Raw genomic sequence first — 19034 nt, 5'->3', positions numbered from 1 at the left:
CGTACCAAGCAATCCACAAAAGCTGTGGATAAGTTTGTGGGTTGTTTTGGGATGTCGGCTCCAAGCCCGCTGACAGCAAGGCTTCAGACACTCCGATGCAAAATTGTGCAACATGATTTACTTAACAATAACAATGACTTAACAATTCACCCCTTGCAGATCAAGGACTTGCGAGAAGGCCTCTTGACAGGTCGTTCGCACTGTGGATTCCGTTACAATCCACCCATGCCCAACACCCCGTTTCCTGGCGCCGACCCGAGGCCGGCCCCCAGCACAATGCAGCTTGCTCCGATACTTACGGTGTCCGCACTCAACCGTCTCGCGCGCGAGACCCTGGAGGCAGCCCTGCCCCTGATGTGGATAGGCGGCGAGATCTCCAACCTCACCCGCGCCGCTTCCGGACACCTCTACTTCACCCTCAAGGACGGCAGCGCTCAGGTGCGTTGCACCATGTGGCGCAATCGCGCACAGCTGCTCGCCTTTCGACCACAAAATGGCATGCAGGTGGAGGCGCGCGCGCTCGTCACCCTGTATGAGGCGCGTGGCGACTTCCAGCTCAGCGTCGAGGCGGTGCGCCCGGCCGGCATGGGTGACCTGTTCGAGGCCTTCAAGCGCCTCAAGGACAAGCTGGCCGCCGAAGGGCTGTTCGATGCCGAAGCAAAGCGCGCCCTACCGCGTTTCCCGCGTGCCATCGGCCTCATCACCTCGCCGGCCGCCGCCGCCCTGCGCGACGTGCTGGTCACCCTGGAGCGTCGCGCACCACAGCTCTCCATCGTGCTCTACCCGGTGCCGGTGCAAGGCGCAGACGCGGCGGCACGCCTCACCGACGCGGTCCGCCGCGCGAGCGCTCGGGCGCACCAGGACGGCATCGAGGCGCTGGTGCTGGTGCGCGGCGGTGGCAGCCTGGAAGACCTGTGGTCCTTCAACGATGAGGCGCTCGCCCGTGCGCTGCGCCACTGCAGCGTGCCGGTGATCAGTGGGGTGGGGCACGAAACCGACTTCACCATCGCCGACTTCGCCGCCGACCTGCGCGCACCGACGCCCACCGGTGCGGCCGAGTTGGTCAGCGCGGGCTGGTACGCCGCACGCCACGAGCTCGCCAGCCTGGGTCCGCAGCTGGAGCGCAGCTTTCAGCGCCGGCTCGAAGCCCTCGCCCAGCGCCTTGACCGCGCCTCGCTACGGCTCGTCCACCCGCGCGCGCGCCTGCGCCAGGCACGCGCAGACCTGGATGCGAGCGGCAGCCGACTGCAGCGCGCCATGCAGCGCCAGCTCGAGCGCGCACACTTGCGTCAGGCCACGCTCGACGCCCATATCGCCCGCCTGCGGCCGGACCTGGGCGCAGCACGGCTGCGTGTCAGCGAGCTCGGTCGCCGCCTGCAACAAGCGAGCGTCGCCCACATCAGCCAGCGCCAACTGCAGCTCGACACGCTGGCCGCCCACCTTCAGCATCTGGGGCCTGACGCCGTGCTCGCACGCGGCTACGCCATCGCCCGCGACGCACACGGCCGTGTTCTACGCTCGGCCGCAGAAGTCACGACAGAGGCGGTGGTCGAGGTCCAGCTCGCCGCGGGCAGGCTGCAGACGCAGGTCACCGCGCGCTTGCTGCCCGAGGCCTGAACACACAGGCCAGACCCCAGGCCGACGCCCGACAACAAGGGCCGTCGGCATCATTCGGCTTACGCCGCGCGCGTGGAGCGCTTATCATGTCGGCTGCGGGGATTGTCATCGAGCCGCAATCCTGACTAAAATAGTCCGGCTTTGATGACAATTTCCAAGAACCTGCAACAAGGAGAGACACGCATGGAACATACCCTTCCCGCCCTGCCCTACGCCAAGGACGCCCTGGCTCCGCACATTTCGGCCGAGACGCTGGAGTTCCACCACGGCAAGCACCATCAGGCCTATGTCACCAACCTGAACAACCTGATCAAGGGCACCGAGTACGAGAACCTCGACCTTGAAGCCATCATCAAGAAGGCACCAGCAGGTGGTGTGTATAACAACTCCGCCCAGGTCTGGAACCACACCTTCTTCTGGAGCAGCATGAAACCCAACGGCGGCGGCGAGGCCACCGGCGCGCTGGCTGACGCCATCAAGGCCAAGTGGGGCTCCTTCGACGACTTCAAGAAAGCCTTCCAGGCATCTGCAGTCGGCAACTTCGGCTCGGGCTGGACCTGGCTGGTGAAGAAGGCCGACGGCTCGGTGGACATCGTGAACATGGGCGCAGCCGGCACCCCGCTGACCACCGGCGACACCGCACTGCTCTGTGTGGACGTGTGGGAGCACGCCTATTACATCGATTACCGCAACCGTCGTCCGGACTTTGTCGCCACCTTCCTCGACAAGCTGGCAAACTGGGATTTTGCCGCACAGAACTTCGCCTGATGCTGACGGCCCGGCTCAGGCCGGGCAAGGCAGATCACGAAAGCGACCTTGAGGGTCGCTTTCGTTTTTTCTGCATGCCTCATGCTCGCTGCAACTCCCGCCATGCGCTGCAGGCTCACCCACCAGGCCGACCTCCATGCTCGACATCCTTTATCGCGATCCGTGGCTGATTGCGGTCGCAAAGCCGTCCGGCCTGCTTGTACATCGCAGCCTGATCGCGGCACAGGACGAACGCTTTGCCGTCCAACTGCTGCGCGACCAGATCGGCCAGCGCGTCTATCCGGCCCATCGCCTCGACCGCGGCACCTCCGGTGTGCTGCTGTTCGCGCTTGATCGCCACACGGCCGCCACACTCGGTGGACAGTTCGAATCGCGAGCGGTGGACAAACGCTACCTGGCCATCGTCCGCGGCCACCCCGCAGAGAGCGGCAGCATCGAGCATGCGCTCGTGCGCCGGCTCGATCCCATCGAGCGCAGTCGCGGACGCGGCGCGGGCAGGCGCGACGCCACAGCCGACAGTGAGGACAGGGACGAGGACCTGGACCCCGAGTCCGATCACGATCACGACGGCCTGCATGACGGCCTCGCTCACAACGACGCCGAAGCCGCCGCGGTGAGCGCAACGCAAGCCGCCCAGCCCGCCCTCACCCACTTTCGCCGCCTGGCGACGGTTGAGCTGCCGCACGCGGTGGATCGCTACCCCAGCAGCCGCTATGCGCTCGTCGCACTGCACCCGGAAAGCGGACGCCGCCACCAGCTGCGCCGCCATCTGAAACACATCTCACACCCCATCATCGGCGACGCAACCTATGGCAAGGGCCGTCACAACCGACTCTTCCAGACCCTGTTCGGCAGCCAGCGCCTGCTCCTGGCGTGCACGCAGCTGAGCCTCACGCATCCGGTCACTCGCAGCCCCTTGACGCTGCACGCGCCCCCGTCCAGGGATTTTCGCCTGGTGATGCAGGCCCTGGGCTGGCATGACAACGTACTGGACTGAGGTCCTCTGGCCTCGAGCGAGGTTTTCAGGGCACAATCGGCACGCACTGTCCGAAAGCGCCCACGGCCGCGAAGCAGCCCGGCGAAGCAGCCTTTTTCACCCCCCCTTTCCACCCCTCATGCACACCAGGACTATCGATGAATCCGTTGCTCCAGGTCAGCCAGCACGGCCAGCAAATCTGGCTCGACAACCTTTCCCGCACCCTGCTCAGGGATGGCCATCTCGCGCGTTTTATCGCTGAGGACGGCGTCGCCGGGGTCACCACCAACCCGGCGATCTTTCACAAGGCGATCGCGGGCGGGCGCTACTACGAGGACGAGCTCGCCGCGCTGAAAAAGACCCCGCTGAGCGCCGAAGCACGCTACGAAGCCCTGGTCATTCCCGACGTCCAGCAGGCCTGCGATCTGCTGTTGCCGCAGTACCGGCAAAGCGGCGGCCGCACGGGCTACGTCAGCCTGGAGGTCTCGCCCGCACTGGCGCACGACGCGGCAGGCACGCTCGCCGCGGGTCTGCGACTGAAAGCGGCGGTGGACAGGCCCAATGTGCTCATCAAGGTGCCGGCCACTGGCGCCGGCATCGACGCGATCGCGCAGCTCATCGAGGCCGGGGTCAGCGTCAACGTCACACTCATCTTCTCCCTCGCCCAGGCCGATGCCGTGGCCCAGGCCTACCTGCGCGGTCTCGAGCGCCGGCATGCCGCCGGCGGCGACGTGAGGCCGATCATGTCGGTCGCCAGCCTGTTCCTGTCGCGCCTCGACACCTTGATCGATACCCAGCTCGAGGAACTGGGCGGCGAGGCGCTGAGCTTGCGTGGCAAGAGCGCCGTCGCCACCGCCAAACTCGCCTATCAGCGCTATTGCGAGCGCTTTCATGGAGAGGAATTCGCGACCTTGCGCGACCTCGGGGCACGCCCGCAGTTCCTGCTGTGGGCCAGCACCGGCACCAAGAACCCAGCCTACAGCGACCTGCTTTACGTGGAAGCGCTGATCGGCACGGAGACCATCAACACCCTGCCTGATGGAACGCTGGACGCCTTGCGCGATCACGGCCGCGTGGAAGCCAGTCTGGCCGCCGATGTCGACAAGGCGGCGGCGCAATACGCAGCGCTGGAGCGCCATGGAATTGATCTTGAGCGCGTCGGCGAGCGTCTGCAGCACGAAGGCCTGCAGCAGTTCGAGCAGGCCTTTGCCGCCCTCCTGCAGCTGACCGCCTGAAAGCGGGATACCCTTGAAACGCAGCAGCCCTCGGCGCCTGGATCGGCGGCGAGGGCTGCTGCGGCGAATTGTGCGCGGAAATCAGCTCAGCGCAAGAACTTCGGTCTTGCGCATCAGCGATGCACGCGACACGCCACGCTGCTCGCCGAGGCCGCCGAGCAGCTCCTTCATGTCGAGAATGAGCACGATCTGGCCGTTCGACAGCGTGGTCACGCCGGCCACCCCCTTGGGACGGAAATCATCGAGTGACTTGATCACCGCGTCTTCGCGACCTGCAAAGCTGTCGATGGCGAGGATGAATGACAGCTCTGCCGCCTGCATCAGCACGCCGTACTGCGGCTCCCTCTCCTGTGGCCAGCCCAGCAGGGAGGACAGGGGCAGAATCTGCAGCACCTCACCGCGCACGACCATGGTCGCCTTGCCGCCGACCTCCTGAATCAGGGCGGGGTCGATGGGCAGGATCTCGCGCACCATCGACAGCGGCACCGCGAACGGCTGCTCTCCCAGGCGCACCAGCAGCACGGGCAGGATGGCGAGCGTCAGCGGCAGGCTGATGATGAGGGTCGTGCCCTTGCCCTGTTGCGAGCGGATATCGATCGTACCATTGAGCTTCTGGATGTTGGTCCGCACCACATCCATGCCCACGCCGCGCCCCGACACGTCCGAAACCTGCTCTGCCATCGAAAAGCCAGGGTGGAAGATCAGGTTGTAGCTCTGCCTGTCGTCCATGGTGCTGGCCTCCTCATCGCTGATGAGGCCCTTGGCCACCGCCTTGCTGCGCAGTCGCTCGGCGTCCATGCCACGGCCGTCATCAGCCACGAGGATGACGATGTGATCACCCTCCTGGCGGGCCTCAAGGCGAACATTCGATTTTTCCGGCTTGCCGGCTGCCAGGCGTCCAGCCCTGTCCTCCACCCCATGGTCCACCGCGTTGCGAATCAGATGGATGATGGGATCGGACAGGTCCTCGATCATCGTCTTGTCGATCTCGGTGTCCTCACCCACCAGCACCAGCTCGACGTCCTTGCCGAGGTTGCGGGCGAGATCACGCGCAATGCGAGGGTATTTCTGGAACAGGCGGCCGATCGGCTGCATGCGGGTTTTCATCACCGCGTTCTGCAGATCGGAAACGAGCAGATCGAGCTGGCTCACTGCCAGATCCAGTGCATGCAGGGTCTCGGTGTCATTGCGGCCGCTGAGAATATCGCTGCGCAGCGCATTGAGACGATTCTTGGTGAGCCCGATCTCGCCGGAGAGATTGAGCACCTGATCCAGGCGGGCGGTATCGACGCGAATCGAGTTGTCGCGCTGACGCTCACCCTCGCGCCGCCCGATCGGTCCGTTCCCTCCCGGCGCATCGATCGAACGACGGCCGACTGCCGCCTTGATGAGGGCCTCCGGCGAGCCTGGCGCGGGCGCGGCCGGCACCGGAATGGGCGACGAGGCCTGCGCTGCATTTGCCGCACCATGAACGCGGGGCGCCGGTGAAGTGCTCACCGGCTTGCCTGTCACCGCAGCGTGGAGCAGCTCCCAGTCGGGCTCGCCCGGGCGCGGCAGTTGAACACCTGAGCCTGCAACAGCCGAGGGCGCCACTGGCGCACCTGCGAGCGTTGCCCGCAAGCCCTCGATCAAGGCCGGATCAGCCGCAGGCGGCTGAGTGCGGTGCTCGAGATAGCCAAACATTTCACGCACCGCGGAGGTGGCGCCCAGGATCACGTCCATGGCCTCGGCGCTGATCGAAAGCTCACCATTGCGCAGCTTGTCGAACAAGCTCTCGGTCAGATGGCACAGGGTGACGAGTTCGGTGGCATTGAGAAATCCCGCCCCACCCTTGATCGTATGAAAGCCACGGAAAATGTCGTTGAGCAGACCGCGGTCGTCGGGCGAGCGCTCCAGATCGACAAGCTTGTTGTCCACCCCGGACAGCATATCCCCGGCTTCGACGAGGAAATCCTGCAGCAGGTCTTCCATCCCCCCGAACTCACTCATGACTTTCCAGCTCCCTAGTTTTCATCTGCACGCCCCAAAGGATGCTCGCATCGCGCCAGGCGGCACTACGCCGATCGGGATCAGAACCCCAGACTTTCAAGCAAGTCGTCGACCTGCCCCTGGCTGGTGACGACGTCGTCACGGGCCTTGCCGTCAATGACCGGCCCGTTCATCAGACTGCCTGCACGCTCCGCCCTGACGCCTGGAGGCGCTGTCTCGAGCAGGACTTGAAGCAGCTGCGCCTCCAGCGACTGCGCTGCACTCAGCAGGCGCTTGATGACCTGGCCGGTCAGATCCTGGAAATCCTGCGCCATCATGATCGCCATCAGCTGCGCGTTGATGGCACGACTGTCGCCCTCGGTCTGCGCGAGAAAATCACGCGTCTCGGCACTCAACAGCCGAAATTCATCGACCGAGACCTCTCCGGCGAACAGCTGGTCCCAACGCGCGCGCAGGGCCTGCGCGCCGTGCTGCACCCTGTCCTGCAAGGGACGGGCGATATCGGTGGCATTGAGGACACGGCTGGCCGCCTGTTCGGTCATGAGCGCGACATAGTCGAGGCGCTCACGCGCGTCAGGCATCGCCTGCACCGCGTCCTGCAGCGCCGCATCGAGCCCGAGTTCGCGCAAGGTGTCATGGAGCTGGCGCGTCATCTGCCCCAGGCGGTTGTACATCGCAGCACCCTCGTCCAACTCGGCGGCCGGACTAGCCGCGGCGGCAGTCGGGGCAGGGGTCACGGTCGGGGCGGGAGCCGTACTGTGCTCATGCGCGACGGGCTCCATCTCGGCGGCGACAGCGTCAAACAATGCCTGCAACTCATCATTGTCTGCATTCTCATCGGCGGCGGCGTTGACGAGCTCCGCTGGCACTGCACCAGCGGGCGACGCTTCCGCAGCCGGCTGTGACGCAATGCTGTCGAACAGCGCCTGCAGGTCATCCGAGTCGGCAGACTCGTCTGCTTTCGGCCGTTTACTCATGTTCAGGCTCCGTGCTTGTGGGGACTCCAGCGCTCAGGCGGTGCGTCCCATCTTCTCGAAAATCTTCTGCAACTTCTCGGCCAGCGTCACCGCGGTGAAGGGCTTGACCACATAGCCGCTCGCGCCCGCCTGCGCCGCCGCGATGATGTTCTCCTTCTTGGCCTCGGCGGTGATCATCAGCACCGGCAGGTGCTTGAGCTGGGGCGTACGCCGGATGGTCTGCAACAAGGTCAAGCCGTCCATGTTCGGCATGTTCCAGTCGGTGACGACGAAATCGAAGCTTCCGGAGTTCAGCTTCTGCAAGGCAATCGCACCGTCTTCAGCCTCATCGACATTGGTGTAGCCCAACTCCTTGAGCAGATTGCGGACAATCCGGCGCATGGTGGAAAAGTCATCCACCACGAGAAATTTGAGTTTGGGGTCGGACATTCAGGGCTCTCCTTTTTATTCCTGCTCGACGCGTTCAAGCCACACGGCGAGCGCGCTCGAGCAGCGGGCGCAGGGTTTCAGCAAGTACGTCAGCGTCGAATTTTGCCACGTAGGCGTCCACACCCACCTGCTTGCCCATCGCACGGTTCGCCTCGGACGACAGCGAGGAGTGCATCACCACCGGGATGCCGCCAAAGCGGGGGTCGCTCTTGATGTTGCGGGTCAGCACGTAGCCGTCCATCTCGGGCATTTCCGCATCGACCATGATGAGGTCGATGTCCTCTGCAAGGGGGCGGCCCGCCTGCTCGGCGTGATCGGCGATGCTGGCCAGACGGGTCCAGGCCTCCAGGCCGTTCTGTGCGTATTTGTGCCGCACCCCGAGCTTGTCCAGCACCTCGGTGATCTTGCGGCGAGCAACGGCAGAATCGTCGGCAAAGAAGACGTTCACCTCATGGCCATTGCCGATGGGATTGATCTGGCCGATCACGGCCTCGCCGAAGGTGTTGGCCAGAATGCTCTCGACGTCGAGGATCGACACCAGACGACCATCGCGGAGCTGGGTGATGGCGCTGATGTAGGCGTGGCTGCCACCGGCCAGGTTCTCGGGGGTACGCACCTTTTCCCAGTCAACCCGGATGATGCGATCGACCTCCTGAACCAGGAAGCCGAGCGTGCGCTTGCTGTACTCGGTGACCATCATCGCGCCCTCCTTGTGCGTCCCGGGCGGGGCGATGCCAAGAATGCTGGCCAGGGAGAGCACAGGGATCACGTTCCCACGCAGGGAGATCAAACCCTCGACGCCGGTGGGCATGTTGGGCGTGCGTGTGATGAAAGGGGTTTTCGAGACCTCGCGCACCTTGAACACATTGATGCCGAAGTGTTCGGCCGTGCCCAGGGAAAAGAGCAGGATCTCCATGCAGTTGGAGCCCGCGAGCTGGGTGTGATTATCGATGGAGTCGGGCAGGTCGGAATCGCCCAGTGCACGTTCGAGCATGATGTGTCCTCAATCCTGAGCGCGCGCAGCCGGGCCTTCCAGCAACAGGCGGCTCAGCGTCTGCGCCAGACGCTGGGGTTCAAACTTGGGCACGTATTCATCCACCCCGACCGACAGGCCTAGCTGCTGGTTGGAGTTCCCCGACAAGGAGGAATGCATGATCACCGGGATGCCCGCAAAACGACGGTCGGACTTGATGTGCTTGGTCAGGATGTAGCCGTCCATTTCCGGCATCTCCACATCGGTGAGCACGAGGCTGACCAGATCGCTGAGCTTGCGCTTGCTCGCCTCGGCATGTGCGGCGACCTTTTTCAGCTCTTCCCAGGCCTGACGCCCATTGACCGCCGCCACATAGCGCACACCCATGGCTTCGAGCGTTTGCTGGATCTGCTTGCGCGCCACCGAGGAGTCGTCAGCGAAATACACCACATGCTCGTCGGCGGCTGGCAGCTGGACGATATCCTTGAAAAGAAAATCGTTGTCATAACGCGTGGTCTCGGACAACACTTTTTCAACGTCGAGCATCATCACCAGCTTGTCACCGGGTAACTCGGTGACCGCGGTGACCAGTCCGCCCATGTTGGCGGTGAGCATTTCCGGCGGCACGCGCATCTGCGCCCAGTCCAGACGCAGAATCGTATCGACCGCCTCGACCAGAAAGCCCTGCGTGTGGCCGTTGTACTCGGTGACGATCATGATGTCGCGCGGCGTGTCGGTGCCTATGCCGACATAGGATGCGAGATCGACCACCGGCACCAATGCGCCGCGCAGGCTGACCATGCCGACGACCGAGGGCGGCATTTCCGGTGCAGCGGTGATCTTCGGCGTGCGCATCACCTCGCGCACCTTGAAGACGTTGATACCGAAGGCTTCGCGCCGACCCGTGTGCGGATCGACACCGAGCGTAAACAGCAGGATCTCGAGCTTGTTGGTACCGGCGAGCCGGGTGCGTGCATCAATGGTGTTGAAAAGATCGGACATTTTTTCCCCTACCTGGGGTAAAGAAGCGCCCGTCGCGAAGGCGAGGGCTCGAAAGGGATATCGGCGCGCGCTGCGCAGACTTGAGCCAGCCCCTCAGCGCGGGGGCGGAAGCGGCAGGCCCTGGATCACGCCTCCCACCCCACCAAAGGCGGGCGATGGCAGCGCTGGAGGCGCAACCGAAGCATTGCCCTGAAGCTGTGCGCCGATCTCCGTACTGCTGTCGCCGGCTTGCACCTCGACCCCGGCAGTGCTGCTCTGGCTGCGAATTGCCTCCTCCGTCGATTTATTCAGCACGATGATGCTGATGCGGCGATTGATCGGATTGAAGGGGTCGTCGCCATCGAGCGGAATGGTGTCGGCAAGCCCCACCACCCGCACCATCTTCCCCGCCTCCAGCCCGCCCGCGACCAGCTCACGTCGCGACGCATTGGCCCGATTCGACGACAACTCCCAGTTCGAGAAGCCACGCTCACCACCGCCATACTGCGACGCGTCCGTGTGGCCTGACAGGCTGAGGCGGTTATCGACATCATTAAGCGCACGCGCGATCTCGCGCAGCAAGTCGCGCGTATAGGGCCGCAGCTCGGCGCTGGAGGACTGGAACATCGGCCGGTTCTGCTCATCGACGAGCTGGATGCGCAGACCCTCGGTGGTGATGTCCATCAGGATCTGATTCTTGAACTGACGCAGGGTCGGACTCGCCTCTATCACTGCCTCCAGCCGCCCCTTGAGGTCGATCAACTTCGAGCGCTCCTTGCGCGCAGCGAGCTTCTCGGCACTGAGCTCGGCGTCGCTCTTGCGCTTTCCGCCTGCTGCATCCATGTTGAGCGAGCGCGTGCTCTCCACATCCCCGCGCTTGACCTGGCCCACCGAGCGCGTGAGGTCCTGGCCACCGCCGGGAATGACGCTCGAACTATCGCCCGAACCCTCACCCCCGGCCATCGACACCTTGATCGGATTCTGGAAGTAGTCGGAGATGCCTTCGAGGTCGCCCTGGGCGGTTGATCCGAGCAGCCACATCAACAGAAAGAAGGCCATCATGGCGGTGACGAAGTCCGCGTAAGCGATCTTCCACGCGCCGCCGTGGTGGCCACCCCCGCCCTTCTTGATGCGCTTGACGACGATGGGCTGCTGGCTGTCGTCGCTCACGCCGCGCTCCACTCGAATCGTTCGCTAGCCTGCGTTCGCATCGCTCAGCCCTTGCGGTTCTTGATTTCCTGCTCGAGCTCGGCAAAGCCCGGGCGATCGGTGGAATACAGGACCTTGCGCCCGAACTCGATCGCAACCTGTGGCGCATAGCCGTTCATGCTCGCCAGCAGCACCACCTTCATGCACTGATAGATCTTGCCACTCTCCTCGACCTTCTGCTCGAGCTGGCCAGCGACCGGCGCAACGAAACCATAGGACACCAGAATACCGAGGAAGGTGCCGACGAGCGCGCCACCAATCATCTTGCCCAGCACTGCGGGAGGCTGACCCACCGAACCCATCACGTTCACCACGCCCATCACCGCCACCACGATACCGAAGGCCGGCACCGCATCGGCCACCTTGGCGACGACGTGCGGTGCCTGATGGGCCTCGGTGTGATGGGTTTCGATCTCCATGTCCATCAGGTTCTCGATTTCGAATGCGTTCAGATTGCCTCCCACCATCATGCGCAGGTAATCGGTCATGAACTCCACCGCGTGGTGGTCGGCCGCGACGCTGGGATACTTGGAGAAGATCGGGCTTGAATCCGGGTTCTCGATGTCGCCTTCGATCGACATCAAGCCTTCCTTGCGCACCTTGGCGAGGATCTCGTAGAGCAGGGACAGCAGATCCACATACATGGCCTTGTTGTACCTCGAGGCCTTGAAGATCCCCGGCAAGGCAGCGATCGTCGCCTTGATGGCCTTGGGCCCATTGCCCGCCACGAAGCCACCGATCGTCAGACCGAAAATGGCGAGGTACTCCATCGGCACCCATAGCGCGGCAAGACTGCCATGCACTGCATAGGTACCGAGCGAGGCCGCAAGGATGATGACGTAGCCAATGATGAGAAACACTGGTCACTCCAGGAGAAAGGGGGCTGCAACAGAGCCTAACCGCAAGAGAATATGCAGCGCGTGACTTTTATCGGCCCTCCCCGGAAAAACTTGAATCAAAGGGATGGCTACAGCAAAAACGCAAAAACAAGGGCTGCCCCAGCCTGCGGGCAGCCCTTGTCACGCGACGCACGCCCGGACAGGGCGGGCCGACGCCCTGGTCAGGCAGTTACAGCAATCGACTTGGCAACCGACTTGCGCTTCGCCACCGCGCGCGGCTTTGCCACGCGCGCCTTGGTCGTGCGCGTCTTGCCAGCTCGCGAAGGCATGTTGCACAAGCCGCAGACATAGCCTTGCACGGGATCATGCGCATGCGTGACGAACTGCCCGCCGCACGAGGTGCACGCCGTCATCTGCAGCAGGTCCGCATCAAAAAAACGCACCAACGTCCACGCTCGCGTCAGACTCAGGGCCGGCTCGACCGTGCTCGTCTCGATGTGATCCAGATAGAGGTGATAAGCCTTGATGATCGCCTCAAGCCCGGTGAGTGCGGCGCGCTGCATGTAAAAACGGTACAAGCCCATGAACAGCGAGGAGTGCACGTTGGGCTGCCAGGTCATGAACCAGTCGGTCGAGAACGGCAGCATGCCCTTGGGCGGCGACACTCCGCGCACTTCCTTGTAGATGCGCAGCAGCTTCTCGCGGCTCAGGCTGGTCTCGACCTCAAGCATCTGCATGCGCGCACCGAGCTGGACCATCTCCACCGCACGACGAATATCATCCGCCTCGGCAATGACGCTTTTAACTTTCATCTCAAGCTCCTCAGACCTCACCCCCGCCCGCCTTGCCCGCCGCGAGGATTGCCGCGTGCAGACCGGCACTGACGACATCGCGGCCCTCGCCTGCCATCAGGCGCGCGAGCTGGGCATCATCAAAACGGAAACAGGGTATCAACATCTGGCTGCCGGCCATTCTCACGAGCTTGGCCGCAGTCAGGGCCTCGATCACATCGGCCAGCTCATCACCCACACCAAGCCGGAACATCGCGGTCGCCCGATCATGACGCAGCATGTTTTGCGCCAGCATCAGGTAGGCAAGGTTCAGTTCACGTATTTCGGCCTGAAAGTCGGGTCGATCCATGATTTCCAATCCCTTTCAGGGACTAACGCGCCCAAAGTTAAAGTAAATCCTCAGTAGCAGCAAGTTACAAAGTCACATTGTGGCCGGCCAGGGCCCGCTCCGGCGTTGCCGTAAAACAACAGGCGGCAATGATCAGGCAGCCGGACTGCGTCACTGCGAAGCCACCACGCGATTGCGTCCCTGTCCCTTGGCCAGGAAGGCGGCACGATCGGCAAGCTTGATCAGCTCGGCCATGGTGGTGAGCGATGGATCGTAGGTCGCGACCCCGACGCTGACCGAAACATCGAGCTCAGGGCCACCCGTTTCGACCCTCAACTCGTCTGCCGCTGCGCGCAGGCGCTCAGCGCAGGCAATCGCTTGGGGCAGATCGGAGTCGGGGCAAATGACCAGAAACTCGTCGCCGCCCGTACGGCAAACGACATCCTGCGCACGCAAGACCTTGCGCAACGCATCGGCAAGCTGGCGCAACACCATGTCGCCAATGTCATGCCCGTGCAAGTCATTGACGACCTTGAAATTGTCCAGGTCGACAACCATCACCGACAAGGGCCGATCGTGGCGCTTGCACGCGGCCCACTCCATCTCCATGCGATCCATCGCATAACGACGATTCGGCAGCCCCGTCAAAGGGTCGGTCATGGCCGCTTCCGCCAGGCGTCGATTCGAGATCGACAGTTCGGCGGCGAAATGTCGCAACTCCTCGCGCTCGTACTCCAGCTGGCGCTGCAGGCCTAGCGTTCGTCGCCCGGCGCGCAGGCGTACGGTCACGGCGTTGCGCTGCAGGGGGCGGACGAGGACATCATCGACGCCTGCAGCTGTTGCCTCCAGCAAAAGCCCCTCGTCGTCGCGGTCGAGCAGCCCGAGCACGTAAATGGAACGCCCGAAACGAGCGCTGCGCAAAGCCTGGATAAAAGTTTGCCCGCAGTGCTCACAGCCCCAATTGAGCACCATCAACTGCGGCTGCAAGTCGATCACGCGGTCGACGGCCAGGCTGCAGTCCGGCTCTTCCAGAACGACAAACTCACTTGGATCAAGCGCCTCGCAGACAAGCGCCCGCTCCGCGCCGGTGACGCCGACGACCAACAAGCGCATCGGCTCGTCCGCAGGCGCGCCCTGTGCAGTGCCCGCCAAGGGCATGGCAGGCAAGGGCGCTGGAGTCGCACCAGCCCCTTGTCGGGTCTCGCCTTCAGCTGCCAGGACCGCAGGCACCGTTTCTTCCTCGGCAACAAGGGCGGTAAACGTGGGCAGCCGCCCGCCATCGAGCTGCAGCAATTTGGCCCATTCACCCCAGTCACGCCCAACGCGCTCACACAACATCACGAATTCGCCACGCTCCAGACCGAGCCGACTTGAAAGCCTCAACATCGGCACGATCAAGCGGGCATGCTCGGACTCGGGGGCGAGACACAGCTGCGCGATCGCGCGTGACAGGACCAGGCACTGCATCAAGCCCGCCTCGCGCGAGCCCTCGGCGAAGCCGGCGTACTCGGGCATTTCAAAAAAGCGCACTGGATTGTACAGCTGCGCCGGGATGCCCCAGTCCGACAGCATCGCCGCGCCCAGCTCACAGTGGGTCAGCGCAAAGGCCGCCTGCTCGAGGTCGAGCTGGCGTGCGTCGGGGGAGGCGGCGACCTTGCGCAACACCAGCCCGAAATCGGCAGGATAAATGGTCGCCAGCGCAAGCTCGCCGATGCGCGCCAGCAGACCGACACTGAAGGCATCGTCGGCGGGGATCACGCGCAAACGTCGAGCCAATGCCTGCATGGACAAGGCCATCAACACGGATGAAGTCCAGAAGCGCGCGTAATCGAAGGCCGCGCAGGCCCCCTTGCGATAGTTGGATAACAGGGAAAAGCCCAGCGCCATGGCGCGCACGGCCGGCAAGCCCAGCACCATGAGCGCATCCTGCACCGATACCACCGAGCGGCCGTTCTCCCCCACCACGCCGTTGGCCGCCTTGATCAGACGCCCGACGAAAGCAGGGTCGCCCTTGATCACGCGGCCAAGCTCACCCATCGACACATCGGGAGACTGCGCAAGTCGAATGATCGCGATCGCCACGCCGCGCGGTGATGGCAACTCACTCGCCGCCTTGAGTTGCTCGAAACGCTTCATGTCAATCGGCTGCGGCATGGCTTCCTCGAAAGATGTTCGACCGTCCATTCGGCACAATCGCGCACAGCTCCACGCCGTGCTGGCACGGCTGCTCAGGGTGTGCCCATGAATTATACAGAAGGGATTTCACGTAAAAGGGTAGCTTGCCTGTACGCCTGAACCCGAGTCAGAAAGCACGTTAGAATCCAGAAAACGCTCCTCAAGACTTATTTCATGAATTTTTGCTCTAATTGCGGCGCCGCTGTCGAACTTCGCATTCCGCCCGGCGACACGCTTCCGCGCTATGTCTGTCGTCAGTGCACCACCGTTCATTACCAGAACCCGAAACTGGTGGTGGGCGCGCTGGCGCAGTGGGAAGACCGCATTCTCCTTTGCCGTCGTGCCATCGAGCCACGTCACGGCTTCTGGACGCTGCCTGCCGGCTTCATGGAAAACGACGAAACCACCGCCCAGGCCGCAGCGCGGGAAACCGCCGAAGAGGCGCGTGCGCGCATCGAGGTGGGCGAGCTGTACACGATGATCGACGTGCCCTACATCAGCCAGGTACACCTCGTATATCGTGCCCGCCTGCTCGACCTGGACTTCAGTGCCGGCGAAGAGTCACTCGAAGTCGCCCTCCTGCGCGAAGATGAAATCCCCTGGGACCAGATCGCCTTTCGCACCATCGGCATGACCTTGCGCTACTTCTTCGAAGATCGCCGCCGTGGCAACTGGCCGTTTCACTGCACCAGCCTGGCGCTTCCACCGCCCGCCCCCTGAAGCGCTGCGGCGCCTATCATGGCGTGCGCAAGATAAGCCTATAAGCGCATCAGGGTTGAGTGGGCCGGCGCTGCGGGCGATAATCGTCCGATTATTCCCCCGTTCGGCGGATCATGAGCAGCTACCTTTTCGTCGTCATCGGCGCGGTCCTGGTGAACAACGTCGTCTTCGTCCGCATCCTGGGCCTGTGCCCGTTCATGGGTGTGTCGAAGAAGCTCGAGACCGCGATCGGCATGGGCGCGGCGACGACCTTCGTGCTCACGCTCGGTTCAGGCTCGAGCTACCTGATCGACCACTACCTGCTCCAGCCTTTCGACCTCGCCTACCTGCGCACGCTGTCATTCATCGTCGTCATCGCTGCAATCGTACAGCTCACCGAGCTCGTCATCCAGAAGACCAGCCCCTTGCTGCATCAGGTGCTGGGTATTTACCTGCCACTCATCACCACCAACTGCGCGGTCCTCGGCGTGCCCCTGCTCAACGTCGGCATGAAGCACAACCTGCTCGAATCCTTGCTGTTCGGCTTCGGCTCCTCCCTTGGCTTCACGCTTGCGCTGGTGCTGTTTGCCGGCATCCGCGAACGCCTTGAAGGGGCAGACGTTCCGCTGCCCTTCAAGGGTACGGCCATCGCCATGATCACCGCCGGGCTGATGAGCCTGGCCTTCATGGGCTTCGCCGGGCTTGATCGCTTCCACTGATGCCTCAACACCACAGCCCCCGCCCCGTACTCAAAAGACCCCACGCATGCTGACCGCCCTTCTCGTCATGACCGGCATCGCCCTCGTGCTCGGCGCGGCACTGGGCTATGCCGCGATCCGCTTCAAGGTCGAAGGCGATCCGCTGGTCGAGAAGATCGACGCCATCTTGCCGCAGACGCAGTGCGGCCAGTGCGGCTATCCCGGCTGCAAGCCCTATGCCGAAGCCATCGCCAAGGGCGAGGCCGAGATCAACCAGTGCCCCCCGGGTGGCGAGGAGGGCATCCGCAAGCTCGCCGACCTGCTCGGTCGCGAGTTCAAGCCACTGTCCGAAGAGCACGGCGTGGAGAAGCCGAAGTCGGTCGCCGTCATCGACGAGAACACCTGCATCGGCTGCACCCTGTGCATTCAGGCCTGCCCGGTCGACGCCATCGTCGGCGCCGCCAAGCAGATGCACACCGTGGTCGAGCCGCTATGCACCGGCTGTGAGTTGTGCGTCGCGCCCTGCCCGGTCGATTGCATCACGATGGAGGTGGTCGCCGACACCGTCCAGACCTGGAAGTGGAAATACCCGGTGGTTGAAATCAGGGAAGTGTCATGATCGGACGCCTGTTCAAGTTCCACGGTGGCATCAAACCCGACGCCCACAAGCATGAATCGGCCAGCGTAGCCATAGAGCGCGCACCGCTACCCTCGCGGCTTGTCGTGCCCTTGCGCCAGAGCACCCGCGCCAGCGCACGCTGCATCGTCGAGGTCGGCCAGAAAGTGCTCAAGGGGCAGCGCATCGGCGAGCCCGAAGGCATGCTCGGCACTGCGGTGCACGCCCCCACCTCCGGCACGGTGATCGACTTCGGGCGCTACACGATGGCGCACGCCTCGGGGCTGGAGACGCGCTGCGTCGTCATCGAACCCGATGGCGAGGAGCGCTGGGTGGAACACGCCGCGTTCGATGCCGAGCGCGCCGGTCGCGACGCGTCGCTGGCCTGGCTGCGCGACTGCGGCCTGGTCGGTCTGGGCGGCGCCACCTTCCCCAGCCATGTGAAGCTCGGCAAGGGCTCGGGCGTCGACACCCTGATCCTCAACGGCGCCGAATGCGAACCCTGGATCACCTGCGACGATCGCCTGATGCGCGAGCGCGCCGACGGCATCCTGGCGGGCGCGCGCATCCTGTTCCGCCTCATTGGCGCACGCGAGCTCGTGATCGGCATCGAGGACAACAAGCCCGAAGCCATCGCCGCCATGCGCGCCGCGGCGCAGCGCGTGGATGATCCGGTGCGCATCCAGCCTGTGCCCTCGCTCTATCCCGCGGGCGGCGAAAAGCAACTCATCCGCGTGCTCACCGGCATCGAGATTCCCTACGGCAAGCTCAGCGCCGACTACGCCGTGCAGTGCTTCAATGTCGGCACCGCCTACGCGGTGTATCGCGCCATCGCCCACGGTGAACCGGTGCTGAGCCGTATCGTCACCCTCACCGGCAACGTCGCCCGCCCCGGCAACTGGGAAGTGTTGATCGGCACACCGATCGACGAGCTCCTGCCGCTGGCGCAGCCAAAGGCGGACACCAACCGTTACCTGATGGGTGGCCCGATGATGGGCTTTGCCCTGCCGCGGCTCGATGTCCCGATCGTCAAAGGCAGCAACTGCATCATTGCCAGCTCACCGACGCTGCTGCCGCCCCCTCCGCCCGAACAGCCCTGCATCCGCTGTGGAGAATGCGCACGCGCCTGCCCTGCGGAGCTCCAGCCCTTCGAGCTGTATTGGCACAGCCGCGCACGCAATTTCGGCAAGGCGCAGGAATACAAGCTCTTCGACTGCATCGAATGCGGCTGCTGTGCCTATGTGTGTCCGTCACACATCCCGCTCGTCGATTACTTCCGTTTCGCCAAGAGTGAAATCTGGGCGCGCGAACGTGACAACACTGCAGCCGACCAGGCCCGCGAACGCTTCGAGTTTCGCAACTACCGTCAGGAACGCGAAAAGGAAGAAAAAGCCGCCAAGCTCGCCGCCAAGGCGGCCGAAACGCGCGCCAAGCTCGCCACCGACACCACTGCGGTCAAAGCGGAAGCCAGCACTGCCACTGCCGAAGACCCCAAGAAGGCCTTGATCGCCGCCGCGCTCGCTCGTGCCCAGGCGCAGAAGGCCAGCACTGAGGTGCGCAACACCGAAGACTTGAGCGCCGAAACCAAAGCCGACATCGCTGAGATCGAGGCCAGGCGAAAAGCCCTCAACCTGACCGCAGCCCCGCCCCCTGCGCTCGCACCCAAGGCTGGCGACCCCCGGCCTGACGAGGCTCCGGCAGTCGAAGCCGAAGGCTCACCCCAATCGTGAACCC

18 protein-coding genes are annotated in these 19034 nt (G+C 63.8%); 8 read left to right on the top strand and 10 right to left on the bottom strand.

Features of this window, described 5'->3' with window-relative positions:
• The first annotated feature begins 225 nt into the window (after nucleotides 1-225).
• The 4 genes from xseA to tal all read left to right on the top strand — a co-directional run bounded on the left by xseA (nucleotide 226) and on the right by tal (nucleotide 4596).
• A complete protein-coding gene (xseA, locus tag M622_RS29715) occupies nucleotides 226-1617 on the top strand; it encodes an exodeoxyribonuclease VII large subunit (protein ID WP_370696037.1) in 1392 nt (463 codons plus the stop codon).
• 183 nt (nucleotides 1618-1800) lie between these two features.
• Nucleotides 1801-2385 carry a superoxide dismutase gene (locus M622_RS29710; protein ID WP_021249282.1) on the top strand — a complete coding sequence of 195 codons (585 nt, stop codon included), beginning with the start codon at nucleotides 1801-1803 and terminating at the stop codon, nucleotides 2383-2385.
• Nucleotides 2386-2521: 136 nt separating this feature from the next.
• Complete coding sequence (locus tag M622_RS29705; RefSeq protein ID WP_021249281.1) at nucleotides 2522-3382, top strand: pseudouridine synthase; 861 nt, start codon at nucleotides 2522-2524, stop codon at nucleotides 3380-3382.
• A gap of 137 nt (nucleotides 3383-3519) precedes the next feature.
• Nucleotides 3520-4596: a transaldolase gene (gene tal / locus M622_RS29700; protein ID WP_021249280.1), complete on the top strand. Its 1077-nt coding sequence runs from the start codon at nucleotides 3520-3522 to the stop codon at nucleotides 4594-4596.
• 81 nt (nucleotides 4597-4677) lie between these two features.
• Here tal and M622_RS29695 read toward each other — a convergent pair whose 3' ends face one another.
• From M622_RS29695 to M622_RS29650, 10 genes are all read right to left on the bottom strand, one after another.
• Nucleotides 4678-6585 carry a chemotaxis protein CheA gene (locus tag M622_RS29695; protein ID WP_031346808.1) on the bottom strand — a complete coding sequence of 636 codons (1908 nt, stop codon included), beginning with the start codon at nucleotides 6583-6585 and terminating at the stop codon, nucleotides 4678-4680.
• Nucleotides 6586-6665: 80 nt separating this feature from the next.
• On the bottom strand, nucleotides 6666-7562 hold the full coding sequence (gene cheZ, locus M622_RS29690; protein WP_021249278.1) for a protein phosphatase CheZ: 897 nt from the start codon (nucleotides 7560-7562) through the stop codon (nucleotides 6666-6668).
• A 33-nt stretch (nucleotides 7563-7595) separates the two neighbouring features.
• Nucleotides 7596-7991 (bottom strand): chemotaxis response regulator CheY, encoded by a 396-nt coding sequence (gene cheY / locus M622_RS29685; protein ID WP_021249277.1) that lies wholly within the window; start codon nucleotides 7989-7991, stop codon nucleotides 7596-7598.
• 34 nt (nucleotides 7992-8025) lie between these two features.
• Nucleotides 8026-8985: a chemotaxis protein gene (locus tag M622_RS29680; protein ID WP_021249276.1), complete on the bottom strand. Its 960-nt coding sequence runs from the start codon at nucleotides 8983-8985 to the stop codon at nucleotides 8026-8028.
• A 9-nt stretch (nucleotides 8986-8994) separates the two neighbouring features.
• Nucleotides 8995-9966 (bottom strand): chemotaxis protein, encoded by a 972-nt coding sequence (locus tag M622_RS29675; RefSeq protein ID WP_021249275.1) that lies wholly within the window; start codon nucleotides 9964-9966, stop codon nucleotides 8995-8997.
• 93 nt (nucleotides 9967-10059) lie between these two features.
• Nucleotides 10060-11115, bottom strand: a complete 1056-nt coding sequence (gene motB, locus M622_RS29670) for a flagellar motor protein MotB (RefSeq protein WP_031346806.1) — start codon at nucleotides 11113-11115, stop codon at nucleotides 10060-10062.
• A 44-nt stretch (nucleotides 11116-11159) separates the two neighbouring features.
• Entirely contained in the window at nucleotides 11160-12014 is an 855-nt protein-coding gene (motA, locus tag M622_RS29665) for a flagellar motor stator protein MotA (RefSeq protein WP_021249273.1), read from the bottom strand.
• A gap of 200 nt (nucleotides 12015-12214) precedes the next feature.
• Nucleotides 12215-12805: a flagellar transcriptional regulator FlhC gene (flhC, locus tag M622_RS29660; protein WP_021249272.1), complete on the bottom strand. Its 591-nt coding sequence runs from the start codon at nucleotides 12803-12805 to the stop codon at nucleotides 12215-12217.
• 10 nt (nucleotides 12806-12815) lie between these two features.
• Nucleotides 12816-13133 (bottom strand): flagellar transcriptional regulator FlhD, encoded by a 318-nt coding sequence (flhD, locus tag M622_RS29655; RefSeq protein WP_031346805.1) that lies wholly within the window; start codon nucleotides 13131-13133, stop codon nucleotides 12816-12818.
• 150 nt (nucleotides 13134-13283) lie between these two features.
• Nucleotides 13284-15266: a sensor domain-containing diguanylate cyclase gene (locus M622_RS29650; protein WP_021249270.1), complete on the bottom strand. Its 1983-nt coding sequence runs from the start codon at nucleotides 15264-15266 to the stop codon at nucleotides 13284-13286.
• Between the two features lie 195 nt (nucleotides 15267-15461).
• Between M622_RS29650 and M622_RS29645 the strand changes: the two genes are divergently transcribed.
• The 4 genes from M622_RS29645 to rsxC all read left to right on the top strand — a co-directional run bounded on the left by M622_RS29645 (nucleotide 15462) and on the right by rsxC (nucleotide 19030).
• Nucleotides 15462-16007 carry an NUDIX hydrolase gene (locus M622_RS29645; protein ID WP_021249269.1) on the top strand — a complete coding sequence of 182 codons (546 nt, stop codon included), beginning with the start codon at nucleotides 15462-15464 and terminating at the stop codon, nucleotides 16005-16007.
• 113 nt (nucleotides 16008-16120) lie between these two features.
• A complete protein-coding gene (gene rsxA / locus M622_RS29640) occupies nucleotides 16121-16705 on the top strand; it encodes an electron transport complex subunit RsxA (RefSeq protein WP_021249268.1) in 585 nt (194 codons plus the stop codon).
• Nucleotides 16706-16751: 46 nt separating this feature from the next.
• A complete protein-coding gene (gene rsxB, locus M622_RS29635; RefSeq protein ID WP_021249267.1) occupies nucleotides 16752-17303 on the top strand; it encodes an electron transport complex subunit RsxB in 552 nt (183 codons plus the stop codon).
• Nucleotides 17300-19030, top strand: coding sequence for an electron transport complex subunit RsxC (rsxC, locus tag M622_RS29630; RefSeq protein WP_021249266.1), 1731 nt, complete (start codon nucleotides 17300-17302; stop codon nucleotides 19028-19030). The genes rsxB and rsxC overlap by 4 nt, the downstream gene beginning before the upstream one ends.
• Nucleotides 19031-19034: the final 4 nt, after the last annotated feature.

This window comes from Thauera terpenica 58Eu, from assembly GCF_000443165.1.
Lineage (GTDB): Bacteria > Pseudomonadota > Gammaproteobacteria > Burkholderiales > Rhodocyclaceae > Thauera > Thauera terpenica.
The sequence above is the reverse complement of the archived record's forward strand: the minus strand, read 5'-3'. Positions and strand labels throughout refer to the sequence as shown.

Excerpts from the sequence above, each read along its gene's own strand:
- M622_RS29695 (WP_031346808.1), bottom strand. The coding sequence starts at position 6,585 with ATGAGTGAGTTCGGGGGGATGGAAGACCTGCTGCAGGATTTCCTCGTC.
- tal (WP_021249280.1), top strand. The coding sequence starts at position 3,520 with ATGAATCCGTTGCTCCAGGTCAGCCAGCACGGCCAGCAAATCTGGCTC.
- M622_RS29705 (WP_021249281.1), top strand. The coding sequence starts at position 2,522 with ATGCTCGACATCCTTTATCGCGATCCGTGGCTGATTGCGGTCGCAAAG.
- M622_RS29650 (WP_021249270.1), bottom strand. The coding sequence starts at position 15,266 with ATGCCGCAGCCGATTGACATGAAGCGTTTCGAGCAACTCAAGGCGGCG.
- flhC (WP_021249272.1), bottom strand. The coding sequence starts at position 12,805 with ATGAAAGTTAAAAGCGTCATTGCCGAGGCGGATGATATTCGTCGTGCG.
- rsxB (WP_021249267.1), top strand. The coding sequence starts at position 16,752 with ATGCTGACCGCCCTTCTCGTCATGACCGGCATCGCCCTCGTGCTCGGC.
- M622_RS29710 (WP_021249282.1), top strand. The coding sequence starts at position 1,801 with ATGGAACATACCCTTCCCGCCCTGCCCTACGCCAAGGACGCCCTGGCT.
- xseA (WP_370696037.1), top strand. The coding sequence starts at position 226 with ATGCCCAACACCCCGTTTCCTGGCGCCGACCCGAGGCCGGCCCCCAGC.
- M622_RS29675 (WP_021249275.1), bottom strand. The coding sequence starts at position 9,966 with ATGTCCGATCTTTTCAACACCATTGATGCACGCACCCGGCTCGCCGGT.
- rsxC (WP_021249266.1), top strand. The coding sequence starts at position 17,300 with ATGATCGGACGCCTGTTCAAGTTCCACGGTGGCATCAAACCCGACGCC.
- M622_RS29645 (WP_021249269.1), top strand. The coding sequence starts at position 15,462 with ATGAATTTTTGCTCTAATTGCGGCGCCGCTGTCGAACTTCGCATTCCG.
- cheY (WP_021249277.1), bottom strand. The coding sequence starts at position 7,991 with ATGTCCGACCCCAAACTCAAATTTCTCGTGGTGGATGACTTTTCCACC.
- cheZ (WP_021249278.1), bottom strand. The coding sequence starts at position 7,562 with ATGAGTAAACGGCCGAAAGCAGACGAGTCTGCCGACTCGGATGACCTG.
- rsxA (WP_021249268.1), top strand. The coding sequence starts at position 16,121 with ATGAGCAGCTACCTTTTCGTCGTCATCGGCGCGGTCCTGGTGAACAAC.
- flhD (WP_031346805.1), bottom strand. The coding sequence starts at position 13,133 with ATGGATCGACCCGACTTTCAGGCCGAAATACGTGAACTGAACCTTGCC.
- M622_RS29680 (WP_021249276.1), bottom strand. The coding sequence starts at position 8,985 with ATGCTCGAACGTGCACTGGGCGATTCCGACCTGCCCGACTCCATCGAT.